Raw genomic sequence first — 22,768 nt, 5'->3', positions numbered from 1 at the left:
CCTTAGCCCCAATGACGTCTATGCTAATGGGTTTTGTAATCAGGACTTGATTTGTCTCAAGTCCCTTGTCTGACAGGAACGTCTGTTCTCATGCTTGGTTCCTCCAAACGCACCGTATTCAAGCCCACCGCCTACGGCTCCAGCCGTCGAAAACGCCGTATTCCACGCTGGTTTGTCCTGCTGTTGACAGGCATTGCCCTGGGTGCGGGCGGTCTGCTGTTCTTGCAACAAAGTTATGGCCCCACGCGCCTGACCGTAGAGCAGTCCGAACAGTTGCACTATGATCTGAACAGTGCCAACGCCGAGAAGCAACGTTTGCAAGCTCAGTTGAACCAGACCAGCCGCGAGCTGGAAGACGTCAGCCAAAACGAGGACAAACTTGGCAAACAGACCAGCGACCTGCAAGCCATGGTCACCAAACTGGAAAAAGACATTGCCCTGTTTGCCGATGCCATGCCGCCAGACCCGCGCGGGACCTCGCCCGGCATCCGCGCTGCCGAATTCACCATCAAGGAAGGCCAACTGAATCACTTTGTGCTGCTGATGCAAGACAAGGGCAAAGAAACCGAATTTAGCGGCACGATGGAACTGGTTGCAGCGGGTCGTTACAGCAATGGCCGCTCTGGCAATGTGGACCTGCCTGGCCAGACCGTCAGCGTAGGCCGTTATGCCTACATCAATGGCTCCGCCGAACTGCCCGCCGGCTTTACGCCGCGCCAGGTCACGATACGCATCAAACCAGATGGCTCGAACCGCGTCGTGGCCACACGTACCATCTACGTCACTCCATCGAAATAACAACCCTTGCCCGTCTGTCACGTACAGGCAGGCAATGACAAAAAAGCCCTTCAGGTCCTTGGCTCCATCGCCAAAACCCTGAAGGGCTTTTTTATGCCCAACGATCCCGACAGACGCTTTAAGCTACATGCTGCAAAAAGTCTTTAAGGCGTTGGCTAGGAGGATCACTGAGCAGCTCGGCAGGCGGCCCATCATGCGCTACCCGGCCCTGATCAATAAAAATCAGACGGCTGCCCACACGACGCGCAAAATCCATCTCGTGGGTTACCACCACCATAGTCATGCCTTCCTCTGCCAGCAATTGCATGACCTTGAGCACCTCCTGGCGCAGCTCCGGGTCCAGCGCAGAGGTTGGCTCATCAAACAGCATCAACTTAGGCTTGATCGCCAATGCACGGGCGATAGCCACTCGCTGCTGCTGACCACCGGACAACTCATTCGGGTAATGATTGACGCGCTCGGCCAAGCCCACCTTGGCTAACAGCTCCATCGCTTCCTTACGCGCCTGGGCGCGATCCATGCCCCGCGTATGCACTGGCCCGAACATGACATTTTCCAACGCACTCATCTGCGGAAACAGATTGAACTGCTGAAACACCATGCCAGCTTCCCGGCGCAGCTCCCGCACTTGGGCTGGCGTACCATTCACGCTCAAGCCATTGACCACAATGTCGCCCGCCTGAATGTCTTCCAGCTTGTTGATGCACCGTAAAAAAGTCGACTTCCCCGAACCCGAGGGGCCGACCACCACAACCACTTCGCCCTTATCAATCGTCAGACTGATATCGTCGAGCACGATATTGTCTCCAAAGCGCTTGGTTACCTGCTTGAACTCGACAATACTCATACAATCCTCATACGGTGTTCAATCAACTTCAGAGTCAGGGCAATCAGGCCAGTCAGGATCAGATAGATCACGGCAACCGCCCCCCAAATCTCCACCGAACGAAAGTTATTCGCAATAATCTCCTGACCCTGGCGAGTCAGTTCGGCCACACCGATCACAATAAACAGCGATGAATCCTTCAGGCTGATAATGCACTGGTTACCCATGGCCGGAATCATGCGGCGAAATGCCACGGGCCCAATGATGTGCCGCAAAATCTTGTAAAACGGCAAGCCCATCGCCTCGCCTGCCTCTTTCAGCCCCTTGGGTACCGATTGCAAGGCACCACGTACGATCTCGGAAATATAGGCTCCGGAATTGATCATCAAGGTAAAAATGGCGGCAGTCAGTCCATCAATGCGGATGTTGGCCAGCAGGGGCAGCGCAAAGTAGATAAACATTACCTGCACGACAATCGGCGTGCCGCGGATAAGCAGCACATAGACCTGGCACAGAAAGGACAGAACCAGCAGCAGATAGCGCCTGAAAAAAGCCAGCAAGAACAGGGCCATCAATGCCTGCAGCGAACTCCAGATCCAGGCCGGCACAAAGCTCAACCAATTACCTGTCAGCCAGGACAGGCCCTTGATCACAAAACCGAGCACAAACAGCCCCAGGATGAACCATGCTGCCCGGCGCCAAGTGACCGGCACCCGAACATAGGTGGTAATCACCCCGGTCAGAAAACCCAATACAGCGCCACCCATCAAACCCGACAGGGTAATGAGCAGCGTCATTTTTGTACCTTCCAGAAGGCTGGGTAAAGCCCCCCAGATAGCGTCCCATTCAAAAGTCACAGTGCTACCTTTGTCTTTGAATAAACGCTCGCAACAGAGCGTCAAAAAATAAAAGCGGTGATCCCGTTACGACACGCGATCACCGCCTGGCATGCGCTTGGCTCCGCGCTGTTTAATCAGGCTGCTTGCCAAACCATTTTTGGTAGATTTTGTCGTAAGTGCCGTCAGCACGAATGTCTTTCAGAGCCTGGTTCACAACCGGAACCAGTTCGCTGTTCTTGGGAAAGCCAATACCGTAGAAGTCACCACTTTTCACAGCGCCAGTGACCTTCACACGGTCCTTGCCGCCGGTCTGGGCGTAATACTGCACATTGGGGGTATCGTGCACCACGGCATCCACACGGCCTGTTGCCAGCTCCAGGAAGGCGTTGTCGATATTGGGAAACAGCTTGAGCTTGGCAGTCGGCACCGAACGCTGCATGAAGTCCACAGTGGCCGTACCGATCTTCACAGCCACCGTTTTGCCTTCCAGGTCGGCGGCGGTCTTGATGGCGGAGTTATCGGTGTTGACCAAAATAGCCAGACCGCTTTCGTAGTAAGGATCGGAGAAATCAATCACTTGCTTGCGGTCATCACGGATGGTGATCCCGGCCAGCGCGGCATCCAAATTGCGCGTTTGCAAACCTGGAATAATGCCGTTGAAATCCATGGGTTGGAAGCGGTAATTCAGATTGGCTTTTTTTGCGACCGCATCCCACAAGTCGATATCAAAGCCTGTGTACTTACCGTTCTGCTTGAACTCAAAAGGCACAAACGCCGTATCGGTTGCGACCACCAGCTCTTTGCCTTGTTGCGCCAAGGCCTGCCCAGCGGGCAAAGCCAAAGCCAGGGCCAAGCCGGCCATCAGGGTTTTCATTTTCTTATTGAACATCCGTTACTCCTCTGTAGGGACTGACCCACAATCAGCCAGTTCGATGTTTACCCAAGTCTGGTACAGGCTCATGACCTGGCCCAGCGTTGATCTATGCTACCCGAAGCAGCCCAACTCTTCGTATTTAATAGTTTTAAAAAAAGAAAAACCTCGGGAAATCCCGAGGTTTTTCAGACAATGAGCCGTATCAAAACTCACATTCAGAACGCAGGAACAATGGCCCCCTTGTATTTGTCTGCAATGAATTTCTTTACATCTTCGCTATGCAAAGCCTGGATCAGCTTGGCTACACGTGGGTCGTCCTTGGACTTGGCAGCCACCGCGATCAAATTGGCGTAAGGAGAGTCTGCACCTTCAATAGCCAAAGCATCCTTGGTGGGGTTCAGACCCGCTTCCAGCGCGTAGTTGGTGTTGATCAGAGCGATATCCACATCAGCCAGTACGCGCGGCAAGGTAGCAGCTTCCAGTTCCTTGAACTTCAGCTTCTTGGGGTTCTGGTCCACATCACGCGAGGTCGCCAGAATATTGGAAGGATCCTTCAGGGTCAGAACACCTGCTTTTTGCAGCAACAGCAAAGCACGAGCGCCATTGGACGGATCGTTAGGGATTGCCACCAGTGCGCCTTCTTTCAGCTCGTCCAGGCTCTTGATCTTGGTGGAGTAAGCACCAAAGGGCTCAACGTGAACCACGGCCACCGACACCAGATCGGTTTTGTGTTCTTTGTTGAAGGTATCCAGGTAAGGCTTGTGCTGGAAGAAGTTGGCATCGATATGGCCGTCAGCCACTTGCTGGTTGGGCTGCACGTAATCGGTGAACACCTTGATATCCAGGTTCACGCCTTCCTTGGCCAAAGCAGGCTTGACAAACTCCAGCAGCTCGGCGTGTGGCACAGGGGTAGCAGCAACCGACAAGGTCTCGGCGGCTTGGGCCACACTGGCCAGCAGAGCCGACACGGACAAGGCCAGAACGGGAACAAATTTCTTCAAAGACATGAGCGACTCCAGTTTCAGAAAGGCAAGACTATCACGATAGCTGCCAGAACTTATTTTCGGCTCAAACGAGCCACCATGGCGTCTCCAAACACCTGCAGGAGTTGCACCAGCACCACCAGAATAGTCACGGTAACCACCATGACATCCGTTTGATATCGTTGATAACCAAAGCGCAGGGCCAGGTCACCCAGACCACCACCGCCAATCACCCCGGACATGGCTGAATAGCCCACCAGTGCAATCGCAGTCACAATCAGGGCTGCCACAATGCCGGTCGTCGCTTCGGGCAATAAAGCCAGTAAAACCGTCTGACGAGAGTTGGCTCCCATGGCACGGCAGGCCTCATTCACACCAGGATCCAGTTCACGCAAAACATTTTCTACCAAGCGGGCAAAAAACGGCGCCGCACTCAAGACCAAAGGCGGAATCGCGCCCTGCACTCCCAAAGACGTACCGGCCAAAATGCGCGTCAAGGGAATAATGACGATCAAGAGAATCAGGAACGGCACGGAACGCAAAATGTTCACGATCAGGGACAAGCTCTGGTAGATCCAGGCATTGTCCAACATCTGCTTGCGGCTGGTCAGAAACAGCAGCACGCCTAATGGCAAACCAATAATTGCGGTAAAGCCCAGCGAAATACCTGTCATCAACAAGGTATCAATCGTGGCCTCACCAATCAGCGCCCAATCCAAGTTGCTAAAGTTCATGGCCGCAATACCTCAAATTGGACATTCAATTCAGTCAGCAAGGCATCCAGCCCTGCCTTAGCCTGCGCATCCCCTTGTACGGCCACAACCAGTTGGCCGTAAGGCTCGGTTTTGATGCGACCAATGGCCCCCTGCAATATGCTCACATTCAGCCCCAGTTGGCTGGTAATGCGGCTAATCAAAGGCTCGGTCGTGGCCACACCACGCACACTCAGGCGCATGACACTACCGGGCACACCCTCTGCCAATGCATGCCAGTCGTCAGCGTTCACGCCACTTTCGCTGAGCAGGGACTGCGTGGTGGGATGATGCGGATGCAGAAACACATCCAGCACTTCGCCACACTCTACAATCTGGCCGGCGTCAATCACCGCCACCCGGTCACAGACGGAGCGAATGACATCCATACCGTGGGTAATCAAGACAATCGTCAGCCCCAGTTCCTGATTGATCTCGCGCAGCAAGCGCAAGATGGACTGGGTAGTTTCTGGATCCAGCGCCGAGGTGGCTTCGTCACAGAGCAAAAGCTGCGGTCGATTAGCCAGGGCACGCGCAATACCGACACGCTGCTGCTGTCCGCCCGATAACTGACGGGGATACTTGTTGGCATGATCCTTCAAGCCCACTAGCTCCAACACTTCCAGAGCACGAGCGTGGCGTTGAACACGACCTACCCCTGCCAAGCGCAGAGGAAAGCAGACATTATCCAGAACCGTGCGGGAGTGAAGCAAATTAAAATGCTGGAACACCATGCCCACGCCTTGTCGGAAAGCGCGCAACTGCGCGCCCGAAAAACGTGTGATGTCCTGATCCTGTACCCAGACCTGGCCTGAACTGGGTTGCTCAAGCAGATTGAGCATGCGGATCAGCGTACTTTTCCCAGCACCCGAGCGACCAATAATACCGAAGACCTCTCCTTGGTGAATCTGCAAGGAAACGTCGTTCAAAGCATGAACGGTCCTGCCTGCCAAAGAATAGGTTTTTGAGATGTGTTCAAGACGAATCAAAATGAACTCAGCCTAGTTAGTCAGTCGAGTTATAAAAGCCTGAGCTGTAAGCGAAATTTACCATAAAGCAAATTTGACAATGACCAGATAGATATAACCCTTGGAAATATTGAAACCATACTGAGGGCTGCACTGTATAGCAAGATTTCCGACCGGCCAATGCGCGGACGTGACCTTGGCTGTGCAAGGCAAGCGCCCAAAGAAAAAGGCCGCTAAGCGCGGCCTTGTTTCTACGTTTCAGTGTAGTGGTGGGTCGTGCGCGACTCGAACGCGCGACCAACGGATTAAAAGTCCGCTGCTCTACCAACTGAGCTAACGACCCCCTACTGAAAGATGAAATTATGACCCGATTCCAAGGGCTCGTCAAGCACTAAATGCAAAATAATCAGAAAAAAAGCATTTTTCTTCAAAAAAGATGAAAACAGCGGCTTTCAACGCCCCAGTCTCAACACTTTTCTCTGTTTCAGAAACAAAATTTGAACTTCTATTCAACAGAGTTTTGTGCTGAAAATAGAAAATGCCTCCCGACACGGGGGCTAACCCCACTGCCGGAAGGCATTCAAAGACAATCAGGTTCGTCTAAGACTTAACGGGCACGAGAAATACGAACCTCGGCACCACGGCGTTTGACCTCCAGCCCTTCGGACGGCAGGATCTTCAATCCCTCCAGACCTTTGATGTAGCTGGAGCCTTGCATCTGCATGACGCGGATCTTGTTGCGCATCACAACCGGGCTGTGCTCGGGCATGCCAAACATCCAGACCTCATCAAGCAAGCGGGCCGAGTTAAATTCAGAGGTGTGCTTGACCACCGGTCCCAGACACAGCATATGTCCTTCGCGACCAAAGACCGGCAAACGATCCAGACCCACTGTCATTTTCACGGTCGTGCCACCCTCGTAGCGCCAACCGGTACTCAGATCCCACCAGGCATCGCCTTCAGGCAGATAGACCTCAACATCCTGCCCCGGCTGCAAGACAGGAGCCACCAGCAAGGCAGGGCCCAATAAATACTGGGTGTCCCACAAACGCGCCTGAGCATCTGCCGGGAAGCTTTGAGCCATAGAGCGCTGTACAGGCAAGCCGGTACGCACAGCGTCCTCAATAATGCCCAATACATAAGGCACCAGACGAAAACGCCACTCCAACCAATGGGCAACCTGAGCCTGCGTTTCTTCGTCAAACGCATCAGGCCGCAAAGCAGGAATACCTTGCAGGCTGAAATTCGCCGAGAAAACCGACATGGCCAGCCACCGCAGGTACAACTCTGGCGTCATTTCGCTGGTCGATGCTGCCGCATTGCCCCAACCATGAATATGGATAGGCACGCCACTATTGCCGGTGGCCAGGGCTGACTTCAAGGATTCCGTCAGACCCGCCCAGGTATTTTCGACCTGAGGACCCAATTGCCAGGCAAAGCGCTGACAAGATGGACTCAGGTCGCGGCTGGCGACCACCCCTTCTTGCGGCGTCTTGTGACCAGCAACCGCGTCGAACAAGGCTTGACGTGCCAGCACAGGATAAATCGCACGCAACAAAGCGCCAGACTCGCCTCCCCGGCTGGTAACGGCATCAGGAATGTCAAAGCGGGCATTGCACAGCACGGCCCCCAGGCCATCGTCGACCATCTGACGCTGACGCTCGGTCCACATGCGAAATACGTCTTTGTGAGTCAGGTCCAGCAAGCCGTAATCGCGGCCACCGCTAAGCGCGTCGCCCGGGAATACATAGGCGCAGCCGTCATCATCATTGATGAGCAACCAGCCGCGATCTTCCCACTCCTCAAACAAGCTGGTGCCCGCCTGTACGCAGGGACGCGTCCAGGCAGCCAGTTGCAACTGATCATTGTGCAAGGCAGAGAACGCCTCGCGGGGATCAGCCATGCGGGCGGCGTCCCACTCCAGCGTCGGTTTGTCCTGCTGGAAATCGTACGGCTCAGGAGGCGGCAAGACGGCCACATCCAGTGCAATACCCTGCTCGCGGCACTGATTGGCCAACTCACGCAAGGACGTTACGTCTTGCGCTTGAGCGCCATCCAGCCACAAGCCCATAGGCGTGACACCGGGTTGACCCGCACGGCCCGTCAATGCGGAGTACTGGTTGATGATTTCGCTGGGATCGCCCAGGAACAGGAAAAAATCCAGTTCGGCAGCGTGTACGCGAGCGCGGTACGCATCCAAATCCTGCTGGCCCAGATCGTGTTCCACCCGCTCGAAGGTATTGATGTACAGCCCCCAGCCTTGCGTGCTCCAGAGCAAAGGCAGGCTGCGATCATCCGGACGATCGGTATCGATCATTTCCTCGCGGCGGTCCAGCTCGCCCAAGGTTTCGCCCAGACCATACAAGGCATCTTCCTCGGCCAGGGCCAGATCCAGCTGCCAACAGCGGCTGGGCTCTTGCACCAGTGTCAGCGGTTGCGCCGCACTGCTCAAGAGCAGTTGATCGCCGCGCCGGACCTCGAAGCGCCAGGGATTGGACTGAATATGCAAGGCGACTTCGCCCTGCTCAATCCGCCAGCCGGAATCGGCTGTTTCCAGTTGAAATTCGCTGACCGCCTCATGGCGGGCCAGCAGCATATCGCCCAAAGCTTTGGCACGGGTACTGAGCTTTTCGTTATCGAGCCGGGCAAGCGGCATACAGCGGAAACGAAAAACACCCGGCGCATGAGCTTCGATGCGCAGCGCAAAATCGGTTTCGACAAAAGCGAAATCGGCCAAGGCCGGTTTCGTCGTCAACAAACTCAGATGATTAAACAATTGTGTCACGTCGTCAGAGTGGAGCGAACGGCACGATGCTGATCGCAGGGTCACGCTCAAGATTACTTAACAAGGCCACTATTTTGACGTATTTGCGCTACAAAGGAAAATGTTGCTTCAAATTTCGCCGAAATAATTCGAAAAACGGGCCTTAGCGAGGTATTAAAGCTTGCTCCAAACGCCGCTCCAAAGGAATAGGTTCCTCCAGACAATAAGCGGCAAACAAACTGGCTGCCAGCAGGCTCCAGCTCAAACCACGTGAGCCGTAAGCCGCAGCCATAAACAAACCGGGCTGGCCCGGCACAAAACCCATCACGGGCAAATGGTCACTTAAGGCACAACGCCAACCGGCCCAACCCTGTTCGGGTATCTCCCCCCTCACAGCAGGATTGGCCAGCATGGCAGAAACTTTTTCGATATTTTGCTGATGTCCCTGGTGGCTGACCTGGGCAGATTCACCAAAACGCTCGTAGGTGCTACCGATGACTTGCCCCTGCGGGTCAACAGGCAGGATATAGCCCTGGCCACTTAAAGTCACTCCACCTTGCGTCAACGCCTGCTCAACAGATAAATACGTCACCTGCCCGGCCAGACGCTGCATGGCTGCCAAGCGAGGCATGGGATGCGCCGCCAGCAGCTCGTCTGGCAACAGGCTCAGGCTTTGGGCCGCTGCCGCTATCACGACACGATTGCTGCTTTCCAGGCATTGTCCCCGCTGATTGCAGACATCCCACGCATTCGGCCCCTGGCCGGCTTGCAAGAACACATGCTCTGGAAGGCATTGAATCAAAGGGTGATCCAGCAGACAGGCGACCAGTGCACTGGGATCCACCACCATGCCTTGCGGGAAATACAGGCCACCGCCTTGCAAAGGCACTCCGGCCAAGGCCGAGCCCTGCTCGCGATCCAGCCATTGCACCCAGTCCTGATCCAAAGCCAAACGCGCCAACGCCTGCTGAATATCCGCATCGCTATTGCCCGCCTGACCAAATACCAGCGTCCCTACTCGGCGCGGGCGTGCCGCCTCTGGCAAGCCTTTCCAGCCTTGCCAGGCATGCAGCACAGCATTGCGGCTCAACCGGGCCAAGGGAGCATCATCCAGAGCGAATACCGGAGAGATGGCAGCCAGACGGTGACCTTGATGCGTGGCATCCAGGCCCCGGCTCAAGGCCGGATCACAAACCAGAACAGGCACACCTTTACGCGCCAGTTCCCAGGCACACGCCGCCCCCGCCAAACCAGCACCGATCACTACCACCCGCCCCTGTTGCGGCGGCAAGCTGCCGCGTCGTCCCAGATGGGGACGCAAGCGAGCGCGAATAGTGCACCACTTGCCCCCGGCACCGGGGACTTTTTCCACTTCAAACCCTACCGAGGCCAGATCACGTCGCACCTGCCCTGCACAGCACCAGGAAGCCGCTGTCGCCCCTGGCGCAGCCAGACGCACCAGTTGCCCCAGAACCGAACGCGACCACATGGCAGGATTGCCACGGGGAGCAAAACCATCCAGGTAAAACGCGTCGGCATGGCATTGCAGCTCGCGCATCATGGTTTCAGCTTGCCCAAAGGCCAGGGTCAGCGTGACCCGCCCCTCATCCAGCTCCAGCCTGTGTATACCCGGCACCAGTATGGGCCAGGCTGCCAGCAACTCCTGGGCTTGAGCCTGCAACTGCTCGGGCAAGCGAGCATACAGAGTCGCCAAATCGGCCTGGCGAAAGGGGTGAGCCTCTACCGAGACGAAATGCAGCCTCTGGCTGCGTTGCGGATCCTGACGCCAAGCCTGCCAGGTCGCCAGAAAGCTGGCTCCCAGTCCAAAGCCGGTTTCACAAATCGTGAATTGAGATCGCCCCCGCCAACGCTCGGGCAACCCATTGCCTTGCAGAAAAACCCGCCGGGCTTGGCCCAAGGGGCCATCTGCCGGGTGATAGCTATCCTGATACAGAGCACTGACAGGCACGTCGTGCTCATTGAATTCCAAATCGGCCGGGACCAAAGGCTCAAACGCAAAGGCAGCCATTAATTTTCCTGCCCATCACAACACTCACACACGCTCTAACCCCTTAAACTGGCCTTAATCAAACTGACACCAACAAACACGTACAATCAAAAGTCTTTCTTTCAGACTCTTCTTTTTAAAACCGGATTGCCATGCCATTGTCACGTTTACCGCTCAGCGCCTGCCTGGACGCTGCTGTTACTGCAGCCCATGCCGCCGCCGCTATTTTACAAGCCTATGCGTCGGACCGTAGCTCTCTGGTGATCAGCAACAAAATGCACAACGATCTGGTGTCACAAGCCGATCACGAAGCCGAACAGGCCTGCATCAGTGTGTTGATGGAACGCACTCCAGACATTGATATCGTGGCCGAAGAAAGCGGCGGTGTGAATACAGGCCGCCCCACCTGGTATATCGACCCGCTCGATGGCACCACCAATTTCTTGCACGGCATCCCGCACTATGCCGTTTCGGTCGCCCTGATTGCGCCTGCTGGCACCCAAATGGACAACGGCGTTCTAGCCCAGGACACCCCAGTCATTGCCGTGGTCTACGACCCCAATCGCGAAGAGCTGTTTACAGCCATGTACGGGGTGGGCGCCTGGTTAAATGGCAGCCGTATTCAAACATCCTCATCGAAAAAACTGGCGGATTCGGTATTGGCCACCGGCTTTCCATTTCGCGACTTTTCTTTTTCCGACCAGTACATGCCCAGCCTGAACGCCGCCATTACCGGCAGCCGTGGGGTACGTCGCATGGGTGCCGCCGCGCTGGATCTGGCCTGGGTCGCTTGCGGCCGTTACGACGGATACTGGGAAATGGGCCTGGCCCCCTGGGACGTTGCCGCGGGTACTTTGCTGGTGCGTGAAGCCAAGGGCGTGTGCCAGGACCTGTATCAGGAAGAGCCCTGGCCCGTCAGTGGCCACGTCTACGCAGGCAATGCCCACATTGCCGATGAATTGCTGGACATGGTGCGTCCCTCGCTGACACAGCGTCCAACCAAACCCAAGCCTTAACGCCTTATTCGGGGCCAGTTGCCAAACTTCCTGCTCCGATCTTCATCGCCCGATAAAAAAGCGAGCCATTTAAAACGGCTCGCTTTTTTCATGCAGATCAGGTTGCAGGCCAGGTTTAGCAATTTGCTGAATAATCGCCCCTTCCTCCAAACCGCCAAATCAAGCCTGCGCTTCAGGCTTGGCTTCCTCATCCCGCAGGACGCGGCGCAAGATCTTGCCCACATTGCTCTTGGGCAGTTCATCACGGAACTCAATGATACGGGGACGCTTGTACGCCGTCAGGCGCTCTTTGCACCATTGCTTGATATCGGCTTCAGTCAGTGATGAATTACGTTTGACCACAAACAGCTTGATGCTTTCACCGCTATGCTCGCTGGGCACTCCGACCGCCGCCACTTCCAGCACATCGGGATGAGCCGCAACCACGTCCTCAATTTCGTTCGGATAAACGTTAAAGCCCGACACCAGAATCATGTCTTTCTTGCGATCCACCAGGCGAATTCGTCCCTGCTGATCCATGACACCAATATCACCCGTTTTCAGGAAACCATTAGGCGTAAAGACATTGGCGGTTTCCTCGGGCTGATTCCAGTAAGCCGACATTACCTGGGGCCCTTTGACGGCCAGCTCGCCCTGCTCACCCATCGCCACTGGCTGGCCTTGCTCATCGAGCAAGAGCACATCGGTAGACGGCAAGGGAAAGCCAATCGTACCGCTGTACTCGCGCGAGTCCGTCGCATTGACCGCCACCACAGGCGAAGTTTCCGACAGGCCGTAGCCTTCTATCAAGGGGCAGCCTGTCACGGCCAGCCAGCGCTCGGCCACGGCCTTTTGCAAAGCGGCACCACCGGCCAGGCACAGCTTGAGTTGTGCAAACGGCAAAGTACGGAATTTTTCGTGATTCGCCAGCGCATTGAACAAGGTATTGACGGCGGGGACAACTTCGGGCGGATTGCGTTTCCAGGCCTTGTATACCGAATTCAGATCACGTGGATTCATCACCAGCACCATATGCATACCCGCATACATGGCGAACAAGCCACAAACGGTCAGCGCGAAGATGTGATACAGCGGCAAGGCCACCATCATGGTGTAGGCAGGGCCCTTGAAGTCACCCAAAGCGGGAAAGCCCACGGCCTCCACCTGTAAAACGTTGGCCATCAGATTGCGTTGGCTCAGCATGGCGCCTTTAGGGCGGCCCGTTGTACCACCCGTGTATTGCAGCAGCGCCAAATCATCAGGTTTGGCGGGCTGACGGCTCAGGCTCAATTTGCTGCCCCGATCCAGCACTGCTTCCAGACGCTGCGAACCGGGCAAAGAATAAGACGGCACCATACGTTTCAAATAACGCACGGCAAAATTCACCACACTGCCCTTAAGTCCCATCAGGTCGCCCACGGTGCTCACCACCACATGGGCGGGCTTCACATTCGCCGGAACCTGCTGGAGCACATGCGCAAAATTCTCCAGAATCACAATAACCTGGGCCTGACTATCGGCCAGTTGAAACTCAAGCTCACGTTCGGTGTATTGGGGGTTGGTATTGACGCCCACCATGCCCGCTCGCATCGTGCCCAGCAAGCAAATAAGGAAAGGTAGCCCATTGGGCAACATCAGCATGACACGGCTGCCACGCTCCAGGCCCTGGGCTTGCAACCAGGCGGCAAACGCATCTGCGCTGCGGTCCAGATGCTCGTAGGAAATGTCATGCCCCATAAAGGTCAGCGCAGTCCTGTCCTTATGCTTTTTCATGGCGGCATCCAGACAATCGATCAAGGTCTGCTCGGCGCCTAGCTGAATGTCATGGGGCACGGAGGCCGGATAATGCTCGAGCCAAGGTTTTTGCTGAGTATCCAAGGGCTTGTCACCTAATACGTGTTTATTTATGGTTAACTCTACTCTACTTTATTGTTCAAGCCCAAGGACAAGCCCGCATCATGAAGCTGTTTGATCCCATTTCCGCCTGGTCCCATGAAATTGCGGCCATCCGGCGTGATCTCCACACCTACCCCGAACTGGCTTTCGAGGAAACCCGGACGGCCGATCAGGTCGCGTCCTGGCTGGAGAAATGGGACATTCCGGTGCATCGCGGACTGGGTGGCACAGGTGTTGTTGGTATCTTGAAGGGCACCGGCGGCCAGGGCCCATCGGTGGGGCTACGTGCCGATATGGACGCCCTGCCCATGCAGGAGCTGAACGAGTTTGAACACAAAAGCCGCCACGACGGCAAGATGCACGCCTGTGGACACGATGGACATACCGCCATGCTGCTGGGCGCAGCTCGCTACCTGTCCGAACACCGCGATTTTGCTGGCACTATTTATCTGATTTTTCAGCCTGCCGAAGAGGGCTTTGGCGGCGCACGCGAGATGATCAAGGACGGCCTGTTCTCGCTTTTCCCCATGCAAGCGGTATTTGGCCTGCACAACTGGCCCGGTATGCCTGCCGGCACCTTCGGCGTTTTACCTGGCGCCATGATGGCCTCCAGCAATACCTTTGAAATTCGCATTGAAGGCAAAGGAGCCCATGGTGGCATGCCCCATCTGGGCGTGGACCCTATCATGGCAGCGGTGCAACTGGCGCAAAGCCTGCAAACCATCGTCAGCCGCAATGTGGATCCGCTAGAGCCTGTCGTGTTGAGCATTACCCAGATTCACGCAGGCTCTGCCGACAACGTCATTCCCAACGAGGCCGTCATGCGCGGCACGGTACGCACCTTTTCCACCGAAGCCCTGGATCTGGTCGAGACCCGTATGCGCGAACTGTGCGAACAAAGCTGTGCGGCCCAAGGCTGCAAGGCCGAATTCGACTTTGACCGCCGCTACCCTCCCACCATCAATGATCCCGAACAAGCAGCCTTTTGCGCGCAAGTCATCCGGGAACTGGCCGGCCCCGACAAGCTGCGTCAGGACATCCGCCCTTCCATGGGTGCCGAAGACTTCTCCTTCATGTTGCAGGAAGTCCCCGGCTGCTATGTCTGGTTAGGCAATGGCGATGGCGATCATCGCAGCCCTGGTCACGGCATGGGTCCGTGCATGCTGCACAACGGTAGCTACGATTTCAACGACGCCCTGATCCCCATTGGTGCCAGCTACTGGGCCAAGCTGGCCCTGGACTGGCTGGCACAACATCATTGATGCTTTAACAAATGTTTCATAGCGGGGTTAAAGCTTGCCGTTACAATGGCAAGTTCTATTGTTGACGGCGTGCGCCCGCGCGCTACGGGCATCGGTCCCACCACCCTTTCCTCCTATACGGGAGTATTTGTGACTACTTCAAGCAACATCTCTTCGCTCCCGGACGGAGCCCCCACCCTGCGCGTCATGCCCATGCCCACCGACGCCAATATTCACGGCGATGTATTCGGTGGCTGGATCATGTCTCAGGTGGACATTGCCGGAGCAATTCCTGCAACACGACGTGCCCAAGGCCGGGTTGCCACGATTTCCGTCAATGCCTTCACCTTCAAACAGCCCGTGTTTGTGGGTGACTTGCTCAGCTTCTACACAGAAATCATCAAAACTGGCCGCACCTCCATTACGGTGTCGGTGGAAGTGTATGCAGAACGCAAACGCCTGCAACTGGAAACGGTCAAGGTAACGGAAGCCACGCTGACGTATGTGGCCACCGATGACGAGCGCCGCAGCCGCCCGCTGCCCCCTCTCTAAGCATTTGTGACAGGCAGGCCTATGCAGGAAAACCTGGTACACCCTACTTCGCCCAGTGACACTCCCAAGCCACGCCGCCTGGAGCCCGAGGACGCGCAGCAGGCACTTTACCGCCTGAAAAACATCCTCAAACGCCAAGAGGTGGTCGAGTCACTGGCTCAACGCCAGTTCGAGGACGACGACCGTTCCAACCTGCTTGAAGGCCTGATTCATCGCCAGCATGAAAGCGAGATCAAGGCCATCCTGAACGATCTGCATCCGGCCGACATTGCTTTCATTCTGGAGTCCTTGCCCGAGCTGGAACGCCAGGCCATTTGGCAACTGGTGGATGCCGAGCACGATGCTGACGTGCTGCTGGAAGTGGCGGACTGGGCCCGTGAGTCGCTGATTCGCTCCATGGATGCGGCAGACCTGATCGCCGCCGCCGGCAATATGGATGCCGACGAAATCGCCGATCTGGTGCCCGACCTGCCGCCCGATGTGGTGGCCGCCGTGCAGCACGGCCTGACGGACGAAGAACGTGCGCAACTGATCGAAGCCATGGGCTACCCCGAAGATACGGTGGGTGCCATCATGGACTTTGACATGGTGCGCGTGCGCGAGGACGTGACCCTGGAAGTGGTCTTGCGTTACCTGCGTCGCCTGCAGGAATTACCAGACCACACTGACCAGATCTTCGTGGTAGACCGTGCCGATAAACTGCAGGGCACCCTGTCGCTGACACGTCTGCTGGTCAGCGAACCCGAAACTCTGGTGTCCTCGGCCATGTCCACCGACTACCTGACTCTGAATCCATTGGACTCGGACTCGGATGCCGCCGGGGCATTTGAGCGCTATGACTTGGTGTCCGCCCCGGTGGTGGACGATATTGGCCGCCTGATTGGCCGAGTCACCATTGACGAGGTCGTGGACGTGCTGCAAGAGGACTCGGAAGAGCAGGCTCTGTCTCGCGCCGGTCTGCAAGAGGATGACATTTTCGCCCCCATCCGCACCGCTATCCGCAACCGGGCCCCCTGGCTACTGATCAACCTCTGTACGGCGGCCACAGCCTCTTTCATTGCCTCGCGCTTTGAGGACACCGTCAGCCACATTGTGATCCTGGCGTTCCTGATGTCGATTGTGGCCGGTATTGGCGGCAACTCCGGCAACCAGACCATGACCATGATTATTCGTGCCATTGCTACTGGCCGTGTCACCGGTTCCAACGTCATCCCACTGATCAAGCGCGAGCTGCTGGTGACCTTTCTGGTCGGGGTCTGTGGCAGTGCAGTAACCGCTTTCTTTGCCTGGTTTATCTCCGGCTCCATTGCCATTGCTGCGGTGATGATGGCCGCCATGATCGGCAATATGCTGATTGGGGCCGCACTGGGTGTGCTAATCCCGATCCTGCGCGACCGCTTTGGCAATGACCCGGCCGTAGGTTCCTCGGTACTGCTGACCTTTGCAACAGACTCGCTGGGGTTTTTGCTGTTCCTGGGACTGGCGACGGTGTTTTTGCTGTAGGTGGCCAGCAGGCATGATTAGAAAAACCGGCTTCTGGCCGGTTTTTTTATCTGCCTCAAAGGGCTTCGATCACGTCTTTTAATCTTTTAACACCAGGAAACTCGGAAATCCGAACACCGGGACGCCGGAACGCCGGACCGCCGGAACACCCAAGTATCGCGGCGTTGGCCCGTTGGCCCGTTGGCCCGTTGGCCCGTTGGCCCGTTGGCCCGTTGGCCCGTTGGCCCGTTGGCCCGTTGGCTTTCAGTATGTTTGCTTCATCTCATTAAGCACAAGCTCTTTATCCTTCTCAGGGGAAAATCTTGATAGCCAATCCCACAAGTGGCCTCAAACTCAGACGCCAAGCACCTGACGCAAGCGCCAAACTGACCTTCCAAGCAACTAAGAACGGGGGGACGACGATCGGGCCTCTTCCAAAAAGACCTCCAGACTCTCCTTCGTCTCCACAACCTGACTTCGTTGTAACGACTCAGTCTGTGCCGTATGTTCAAAGAAATCCAGCACGCCATTGGTCACTCTGGGTGCAATGCCTGCCAGATCCAGTTGGCGGCGTACTTGCAGAACTTCGTCACGGCGGCGCACACCATGAACCAGATGGCTGCGCAAACAGGATTCCATGAAGTCCTGCAAGCCCCGCTGGTTCAAATCCTCCAGCACCTCATACAGTTCGTCCCGCAGCCCCATTTGCTCGGCCAGCATCAGAGTTTCAATCCCCAACGCTTCCAAGCCCTTAGTCATCAGGCTGCGCAACAGCTTCAAGCGCATCGCATCCCCGGCCTGCCCCGACAAAATACGCACAGGAGCCCCCTGAGCCTGCCAAAACGCCGCAGCCCTGCCAGCCCCTTGTCCGGCGGCCAACAACGCCGTCTGAGCGCCTGTAGAGGGCACAGAGCCCATAATCGCCAGGTCAGCCAGCTCGACTCCATGCTGTCGCGCTAAGACATCCATGCTTTCCATCGCCTGAGGCTCGGCTGTACACAAATCCATATACAGCGTCCCTGCGGACAAATACGGCATGACAGTCTTGGCCACCACGTCTGCCTGTGTACCCGTCACGGCGGACAACACCCCATCCAGATCCTGCCAGTGTGCATTCGTCTGCAAACACAGCTGCGCCCCTAACTGTTGAGCCAGTTCACGAGCGGCAGCACTTTCCCGGCGCACCAGGATAAACGGCACCTGCACACCGGCAGCCTTCAAGGCTGCGCTATAAAAACGCGCAACTTCGCCCGCCCCGATCAAGGCAACACGATGCAATAAGGGAGATAGTGTCATAGAGAAAATACGCAGAAAAACGATAGGCAGCAGCCGGTAGCATCAGGCTGCGCCCTGTAGCTTACAGGGAAAAATGGCCATGAATGAGCGCGATGCAGCAATCCAGAAGCCTAGCTACACAAGCGAGGCCACCACCCAAGAAAAAACCCCATGGCTTATAGCACATGGGGTTTTATCTAACAGCCGGTAGGCCGAGGGGCTTGAGACTGCATCAGCTCAAACGGCCGTGGCACTGCTTGTACTTCTTGCCGCTACCGCAAGGACAAGGGTCGTTACGGCCTACACGTGGCACTTCGCCCTTGGCCGCCTCATCCAGACCGGGGTCTTCACCACTCAGGGCGGCATCATAGTCCGAATGATGGAAACGAACATTGGAATTGGCTGGAGGCGCCTCGACAGCGGCTTCCTCGATTTGCTCCGGTGTCTGGATACGCACCGTCATCAGCACTTTGACTACTTCGTCACGTACACGGTCCAGCATGTCGGAGAACAGCTCAAAGGCTTCGCGCTTGTATTCCTGTTTGGGGTCTTTCTGGGCATAGCCGCGCAGATGAATACCCTGACGCAGATGATCCAAAGCCTGCAAATGACCACGCCATTGCGTGTCAATGGACTGCAAAAGCACGGAGCGCTCGAAATTGCCCCAGTTAGGTTGACCCACTTGGTCAATCTTGGCTTGCAACAGGCGCTGAGATTCTACGATGACGCGATCATGCAGGTCGTCGTCGTTAAGATTGGATTCTTTCTCCAGCATTTCAGCCAAAGGCAGCTCAATCTGGAAGGTGCTTTGCAAATCAGCCGTCAGGCCGGGAATATCCCATTGCTCTTCCATCGTGTCTTGCGGCACGTATTCACGGAACAGACGGCTGACAGCGGCTTCGCGCAGGCTGCTGATGGTGTCGGTAATGTCAGCGGACTCCAGCACTTCGTTACGCTGGGCGTAGATCACCTTGCGTTGATCGTTGGCCACATCGTCATACTGCAGCAGCTGTTTACGGATATCGAAGTTGCGGGCCTCGACCTTGCGCTGGGCGGACTCGATGGAACGGGTCACCATACGGGCTTCGATCGGCTCGCCCTCTGGCAAACGCAGGCGCTCCATGATGGCGCGCACACGATCGCCAGCGAAGATGCGCATCAGCGAATCTTCCAGCGACAGGTAAAAGCGCGAGGAACCTGGGTCACCCTGACGACCGGCACGACCACGCAGTTGGTTGTCGATACGGCGGGACTCGTGACGCTCGGTACCAATAATGCGCAAACCGCCGGCCTGTTTGACCTGCTGGTTCAAGGGCTCCCACGCAGCGCGAATAGCCTGGATCTTGGCTTCTTTCTGTTCGGCGCTCAGAGACTCGTCTTCACGAACCTGGGCAATCGGACGCTCGATGCTGCCACCCAACACAATGTCAGTACCACGACCGGCCATATTGGTCGCGATGGTGACATGGCCCGGCATACCGGCTTCAGCCACGATATCGGCTTCACGGGCGTGTTGCTTGGCGTTCAGCACCTCGTGCTTGACGCCTGCGGCATTCAAGCGTGTGGAAATCAGCTCGGAGTTTTCAATGCTGGTGGTACCCACCAAAACAGGCTGACCACGTTCGTGGCAGTCCTGGATATCTTTCAGAATGGCGTTGAACTTCTCGTCATCGGTCTTGAAGACCTGGTCGTTCTGGTCCTTGCGGGCCAGCGGACGATTCGGTGGAATGATGACGGTTTCAAGGCTGTAGATTTCCTGGAACTCGTAGGCTTCCGTATCTGCTGTACCGGTCATGCCAGCCAGCTTGTCATACATGCGGAAGTAGTTCTGGAAGGTAATCGACGCCAGGGTCTGGTTTTCGTTCTGGATACGAACGCCTTCCTTGGCCTCCACAGCCTGATGCAAGCCATCGGACCAGCGGCGACCGGCCATCAAACGGCCCGTGAATTCGTCCACGATCACCACTTCACCGTCCTGAACCACGTATTGCTGGTCGCGGAAGAACAGGTTGTGGGCGCGCAGGGCGACCATCAAATGGTGCATCAAAGAAATATGGCGTGGCTCGTACAGCGATTCGCCTTCGGGCAGCAGGCCGATTTCAGTCAAAATCTGCTCGGCACGCTCGTGACCGGCTTCGGAAATATGAACTTGCTGGCCCTTTTCATCGACCCAGAAGTCGCCTTCGGGCTCGGGCTCGTGTGGACGAGGCTCTTGCGTCATGCGTGTCAGCATGGGCGGGACCACGTTCATGCGCACGTACAGCTCGGTATTGTCTTCGGCCTGGCCGGAGATGATCAGCGGTGTACGGGCTTCGTCGATCAGGATGGAGTCAACTTCGTCGACAATCGCGTAGGACAAACCGCGCTGGCGGCGATCCTCTGCGCGGTATTCCATATTGTCGCGCAGGTAGTCAAAACCAAATTCGTTATTGGTACCGTAGGTAATGTCGGCCTGGTAGGCAGCAATCTTCTCGGCATTGTCTTGCTGGGGAACCACTACACCCACGCTCAAACCCAGGAAGTTGTACAGACGGCCCATCCAGTTCGCATCGCGTCGTGCCAGGTAATCATTGACGGTCACCACATGCACGCCCTTGCCGGACAGTGCATTCAGGTACACGGCCAAGGTCGCAGTCAGGGTTTTACCCTCACCCGTACGCATTTCGGAAATCTTGCCGTTGTGCAAAGCAATGGCACCGAGCATCTGTACGTCAAAGTGGCGCATGCCAAATACACGGATACCTGCTTCGCGCACCACAGCAAAGGCTTCGGGCAAGAGCGAGTTAAGCGAGGCGCCATCCTGAACACGTTGGCGCAGCTCCTGCGTCTTGGCTGCCAAGGCCTCGTCACTCAGACCCTGCATGGCAGGCTCAAGAGCATTAATCTGGGCGACCTGCTTACGGTACTGTTTGAGCAGTCGGTCGTTACGACTGCCAATAAGCTTTTTCAGCAATGAAACCATTCTTGTGTCGTCAATGTAGGCGAGGCCGCAAGGGCTTGAATCTGTGCCTCGAGCCTATCTCTGGTTAAAAGGGATGCGCAAGCAAACAATCAGTTTAACGCACATGCTGCAAGACGGAGCTACTTGTCCGAATCCAATTGCGCGATCTGCTGTTCTACGTACTCACGCGCCGGCAGAAAAAGCTTGGGGTCCAGGGCATGCCCGGCCATGCGCACTTCAAAATGCAGGTGCGAACCAGTGGACTGTCCGGTCGATCCGACACGGGCAATCAACTGCCCTTTTTCTACTACGTCGCCTAATTTAACAACGATTGATGACGCATGGGCGTATCGCGTGCTCATGCCATTGCCATGATTGATTTCCACCAGCTTGCCGTAGCCTGTCATGTAACGGGCTTCGGACACGACTCCACCGGAGGCCGCGTAAATAGGCGTACCTTTGGGAGCGGGAAAATCCAAACCTTCGTGCAAGGCGTGACGACCCGAAATCGGGTGACGACGCCAGCCAAAGGAGGACGCCACCTCGTCGTAATCCACCGGGCGGTAATTGGGCAGGCGGGCCTCATTGCCGGTTCGCTCGGTAAGCACACTGTCCAACATCTGGAACCAGTCCTGCTGCTCGGACATCTGTTTGGCCAGATTATCCAGCTGCTCGCCCAAACGGTCAGCACTCCAGACCAGATCGGCACCGTCCATGCTGTCCATGACGGCCAGATCCTGCACCGGCATGGCACCGGCCAGCTCCGGATCGGTATACTCGATACCGGCGGCTTTGGCCACGCGTTTGCTGACACCGTCCATCTCGATCAGTTTGGCCTGCAAACCGCCGACTTTTTCAGCCAGACGGGTAACGTTGTCCTGCATGGCGGCGGCCTGGCTTTGGGCCATATCCGTATCCAGCGACATGCCGCTGCGATCCCCCCAGTGCGACTGCACCAGAGCTCCCGCCGCTGCGGAAACGCCCAGCGATACCAAAGCCACCAGGGCAATCACCGTACGGCGCACCCCTTTGGCTTTGGCATCTAAGGACGTATAGTCTTTATGTTGATCCACTCTCGTATAACCTCGAACATGACCTGGAAGCCCCCTTTTTCCTCATCCGCGCCAAAACGCAGTAGCGGGCAAAGCCACGCTTTGGGTTGGCTGGCTAGCGACCAGCAAGGTTCCCAGGTACTGGAAATGGCCCGGCAGCTGATGGCGGCACAGACCCATGTAAGCAAAGCCTTGCCACCAGCTTTAGGCAAGGCTTGTAAAGTAGCCCGTATAGACAGACAGCAATTGACGCTGGCAGTTCCCAGCGCGGCGCATGCGGCCAAGCTACGCCAGCTTTTACCTACAGTCATACGGAAGATGAATGCCGCTGGCTGGAACATTAACGAGGCGCTGGTTCACGTGCAAGCCCATTTGTTTGCAAGCGTGACAGAAAAGCCCACACGCCAGGTACAAGTCCTGGACGAGCGGGCCCTGGAATCATTCGAAAAGCTCCATGATTCATTGCCTCAAGGTCCCTTGGCGCAAGCCATCGAACGCTTGCTGCGCCATCATCGTGGCTAA

General features: G+C 56.3%; 18 protein-coding genes and 1 tRNA gene. 6 read left to right on the top strand and 13 right to left on the bottom strand.

Annotated elements, in window-relative coordinates; all coding sequences use genetic code 11:
- Nucleotides 1–90 precede the first annotated feature (90 nt).
- Complete coding sequence (locus LNA76_RS10980) at nucleotides 91–798, top strand: hypothetical protein (protein WP_094195772.1); 708 nt, start codon at nucleotides 91–93, stop codon at nucleotides 796–798.
- A 118-nt stretch (nucleotides 799–916) separates the two neighbouring features.
- Here LNA76_RS10980 and glnQ read toward each other — a convergent pair whose 3' ends face one another.
- The 9 genes from glnQ to mnmC all read right to left on the bottom strand — a co-directional run bounded on the left by glnQ (nucleotide 917) and on the right by mnmC (nucleotide 10,833).
- Complete coding sequence (gene glnQ / locus LNA76_RS10975) at nucleotides 917–1,645, bottom strand: glutamine ABC transporter ATP-binding protein GlnQ (RefSeq protein ID WP_094195771.1); 729 nt, start codon at nucleotides 1,643–1,645, stop codon at nucleotides 917–919.
- The gene (locus LNA76_RS10970; protein WP_395013623.1) at nucleotides 1,642–2,481 is read right to left on the bottom strand and encodes an ABC transporter permease subunit; all 840 of its coding nucleotides are present in this window, start codon (nucleotides 2,479–2,481) and stop codon (nucleotides 1,642–1,644) included. The genes glnQ and LNA76_RS10970 overlap by 4 nt, the downstream gene beginning before the upstream one ends.
- Nucleotides 2,482–2,593: 112 nt before the next feature.
- Nucleotides 2,594–3,325, bottom strand: a complete 732-nt coding sequence (gene glnH, locus LNA76_RS10965; protein WP_395013717.1) for a glutamine ABC transporter substrate-binding protein GlnH — start codon at nucleotides 3,323–3,325, stop codon at nucleotides 2,594–2,596.
- Nucleotides 3,326–3,552: 227 nt separating this feature from the next.
- On the bottom strand, nucleotides 3,553–4,344 hold the full coding sequence (locus LNA76_RS10960) for a MetQ/NlpA family ABC transporter substrate-binding protein (protein WP_094195768.1): 792 nt from the start codon (nucleotides 4,342–4,344) through the stop codon (nucleotides 3,553–3,555).
- A gap of 50 nt (nucleotides 4,345–4,394) precedes the next feature.
- The gene (locus tag LNA76_RS10955) at nucleotides 4,395–5,054 is read right to left on the bottom strand and encodes a methionine ABC transporter permease (RefSeq protein ID WP_022983463.1); all 660 of its coding nucleotides are present in this window, start codon (nucleotides 5,052–5,054) and stop codon (nucleotides 4,395–4,397) included.
- Entirely contained in the window at nucleotides 5,051–6,061 is a 1,011-nt protein-coding gene (locus LNA76_RS10950; protein ID WP_108728026.1) for a methionine ABC transporter ATP-binding protein, read from the bottom strand. The genes LNA76_RS10955 and LNA76_RS10950 overlap by 4 nt, the downstream gene beginning before the upstream one ends.
- A gap of 246 nt (nucleotides 6,062–6,307) precedes the next feature.
- Nucleotides 6,308–6,383: transfer RNA gene (locus LNA76_RS10945), tRNA-Lys, on the bottom strand.
- A 264-nt stretch (nucleotides 6,384–6,647) separates the two neighbouring features.
- Nucleotides 6,648–8,816 carry a glycoside hydrolase family 31 protein gene (locus LNA76_RS10940; protein WP_230019070.1) on the bottom strand — a complete coding sequence of 723 codons (2,169 nt, stop codon included), beginning with the start codon at nucleotides 8,814–8,816 and terminating at the stop codon, nucleotides 6,648–6,650.
- A 151-nt stretch (nucleotides 8,817–8,967) separates the two neighbouring features.
- Nucleotides 8,968–10,833: an FAD-dependent 5-carboxymethylaminomethyl-2-thiouridine(34) oxidoreductase MnmC gene (gene mnmC, locus LNA76_RS10935; protein WP_230019069.1), complete on the bottom strand. Its 1,866-nt coding sequence runs from the start codon at nucleotides 10,831–10,833 to the stop codon at nucleotides 8,968–8,970.
- A gap of 131 nt (nucleotides 10,834–10,964) precedes the next feature.
- Here mnmC and LNA76_RS10930 point away from each other — a divergent pair, with 131 nt between their 5' ends.
- Nucleotides 10,965–11,828, top strand: a complete 864-nt coding sequence (locus LNA76_RS10930) for an inositol monophosphatase family protein (protein WP_230019068.1) — start codon at nucleotides 10,965–10,967, stop codon at nucleotides 11,826–11,828.
- 159 nt (nucleotides 11,829–11,987) lie between these two features.
- On the opposite strand, the gene LNA76_RS10925 is transcribed toward LNA76_RS10930, so the two are convergent.
- Nucleotides 11,988–13,685 carry an AMP-binding protein gene (locus LNA76_RS10925; protein WP_230019067.1) on the bottom strand — a complete coding sequence of 566 codons (1,698 nt, stop codon included), beginning with the start codon at nucleotides 13,683–13,685 and terminating at the stop codon, nucleotides 11,988–11,990.
- Nucleotides 13,686–13,765: 80 nt separating this feature from the next.
- Between LNA76_RS10925 and LNA76_RS10920 the strand changes: the two genes are divergently transcribed.
- From LNA76_RS10920 to mgtE, 3 genes are all read left to right on the top strand, one after another.
- Nucleotides 13,766–14,965: a M20 aminoacylase family protein gene (locus tag LNA76_RS10920; protein WP_108728030.1), complete on the top strand. Its 1,200-nt coding sequence runs from the start codon at nucleotides 13,766–13,768 to the stop codon at nucleotides 14,963–14,965.
- Between the two features lie 186 nt (nucleotides 14,966–15,151).
- Nucleotides 15,152–15,496 carry an acyl-CoA thioesterase gene (locus tag LNA76_RS10915; RefSeq protein WP_003803527.1) on the top strand — a complete coding sequence of 115 codons (345 nt, stop codon included), beginning with the start codon at nucleotides 15,152–15,154 and terminating at the stop codon, nucleotides 15,494–15,496.
- Between the two features lie 21 nt (nucleotides 15,497–15,517).
- Nucleotides 15,518–16,999: a magnesium transporter gene (mgtE, locus tag LNA76_RS10910; protein WP_230019066.1), complete on the top strand. Its 1,482-nt coding sequence runs from the start codon at nucleotides 15,518–15,520 to the stop codon at nucleotides 16,997–16,999.
- Nucleotides 17,000–17,380: 381 nt separating this feature from the next.
- Here the strand turns inward: mgtE and LNA76_RS10905 are convergent, their stop codons facing one another.
- The 3 genes from LNA76_RS10905 to LNA76_RS10895 all read right to left on the bottom strand — a co-directional run bounded on the left by LNA76_RS10905 (nucleotide 17,381) and on the right by LNA76_RS10895 (nucleotide 22,267).
- On the bottom strand, nucleotides 17,381–18,274 hold the full coding sequence (locus LNA76_RS10905; RefSeq protein ID WP_094195761.1) for a DUF1932 domain-containing protein: 894 nt from the start codon (nucleotides 18,272–18,274) through the stop codon (nucleotides 17,381–17,383).
- A 211-nt stretch (nucleotides 18,275–18,485) separates the two neighbouring features.
- On the bottom strand, nucleotides 18,486–21,215 hold the full coding sequence (gene secA / locus LNA76_RS10900; protein ID WP_230019065.1) for a preprotein translocase subunit SecA: 2,730 nt from the start codon (nucleotides 21,213–21,215) through the stop codon (nucleotides 18,486–18,488).
- Between the two features lie 119 nt (nucleotides 21,216–21,334).
- Nucleotides 21,335–22,267, bottom strand: coding sequence for a M23 family metallopeptidase (locus LNA76_RS10895; RefSeq protein WP_230019064.1), 933 nt, complete (start codon nucleotides 22,265–22,267; stop codon nucleotides 21,335–21,337).
- 18 nt (nucleotides 22,268–22,285) lie between these two features.
- On the opposite strand from LNA76_RS10895, the gene LNA76_RS10890 reads away from it, so the two are divergent.
- The gene (locus LNA76_RS10890; RefSeq protein ID WP_164461430.1) at nucleotides 22,286–22,768 is read left to right on the top strand and encodes a DciA family protein; all 483 of its coding nucleotides are present in this window, start codon (nucleotides 22,286–22,288) and stop codon (nucleotides 22,766–22,768) included.

It is taken from the genome of Alcaligenes sp. MMA, assembly GCF_020907215.1.
In the GTDB taxonomy this organism is placed as follows: Bacteria; Pseudomonadota; Gammaproteobacteria; order Burkholderiales; family Burkholderiaceae_B; genus Alcaligenes; species Alcaligenes aquatilis.
Note: the sequence above shows the minus strand (reverse complement) of the source record. Positions and strands in the feature narration are given on the sequence as shown.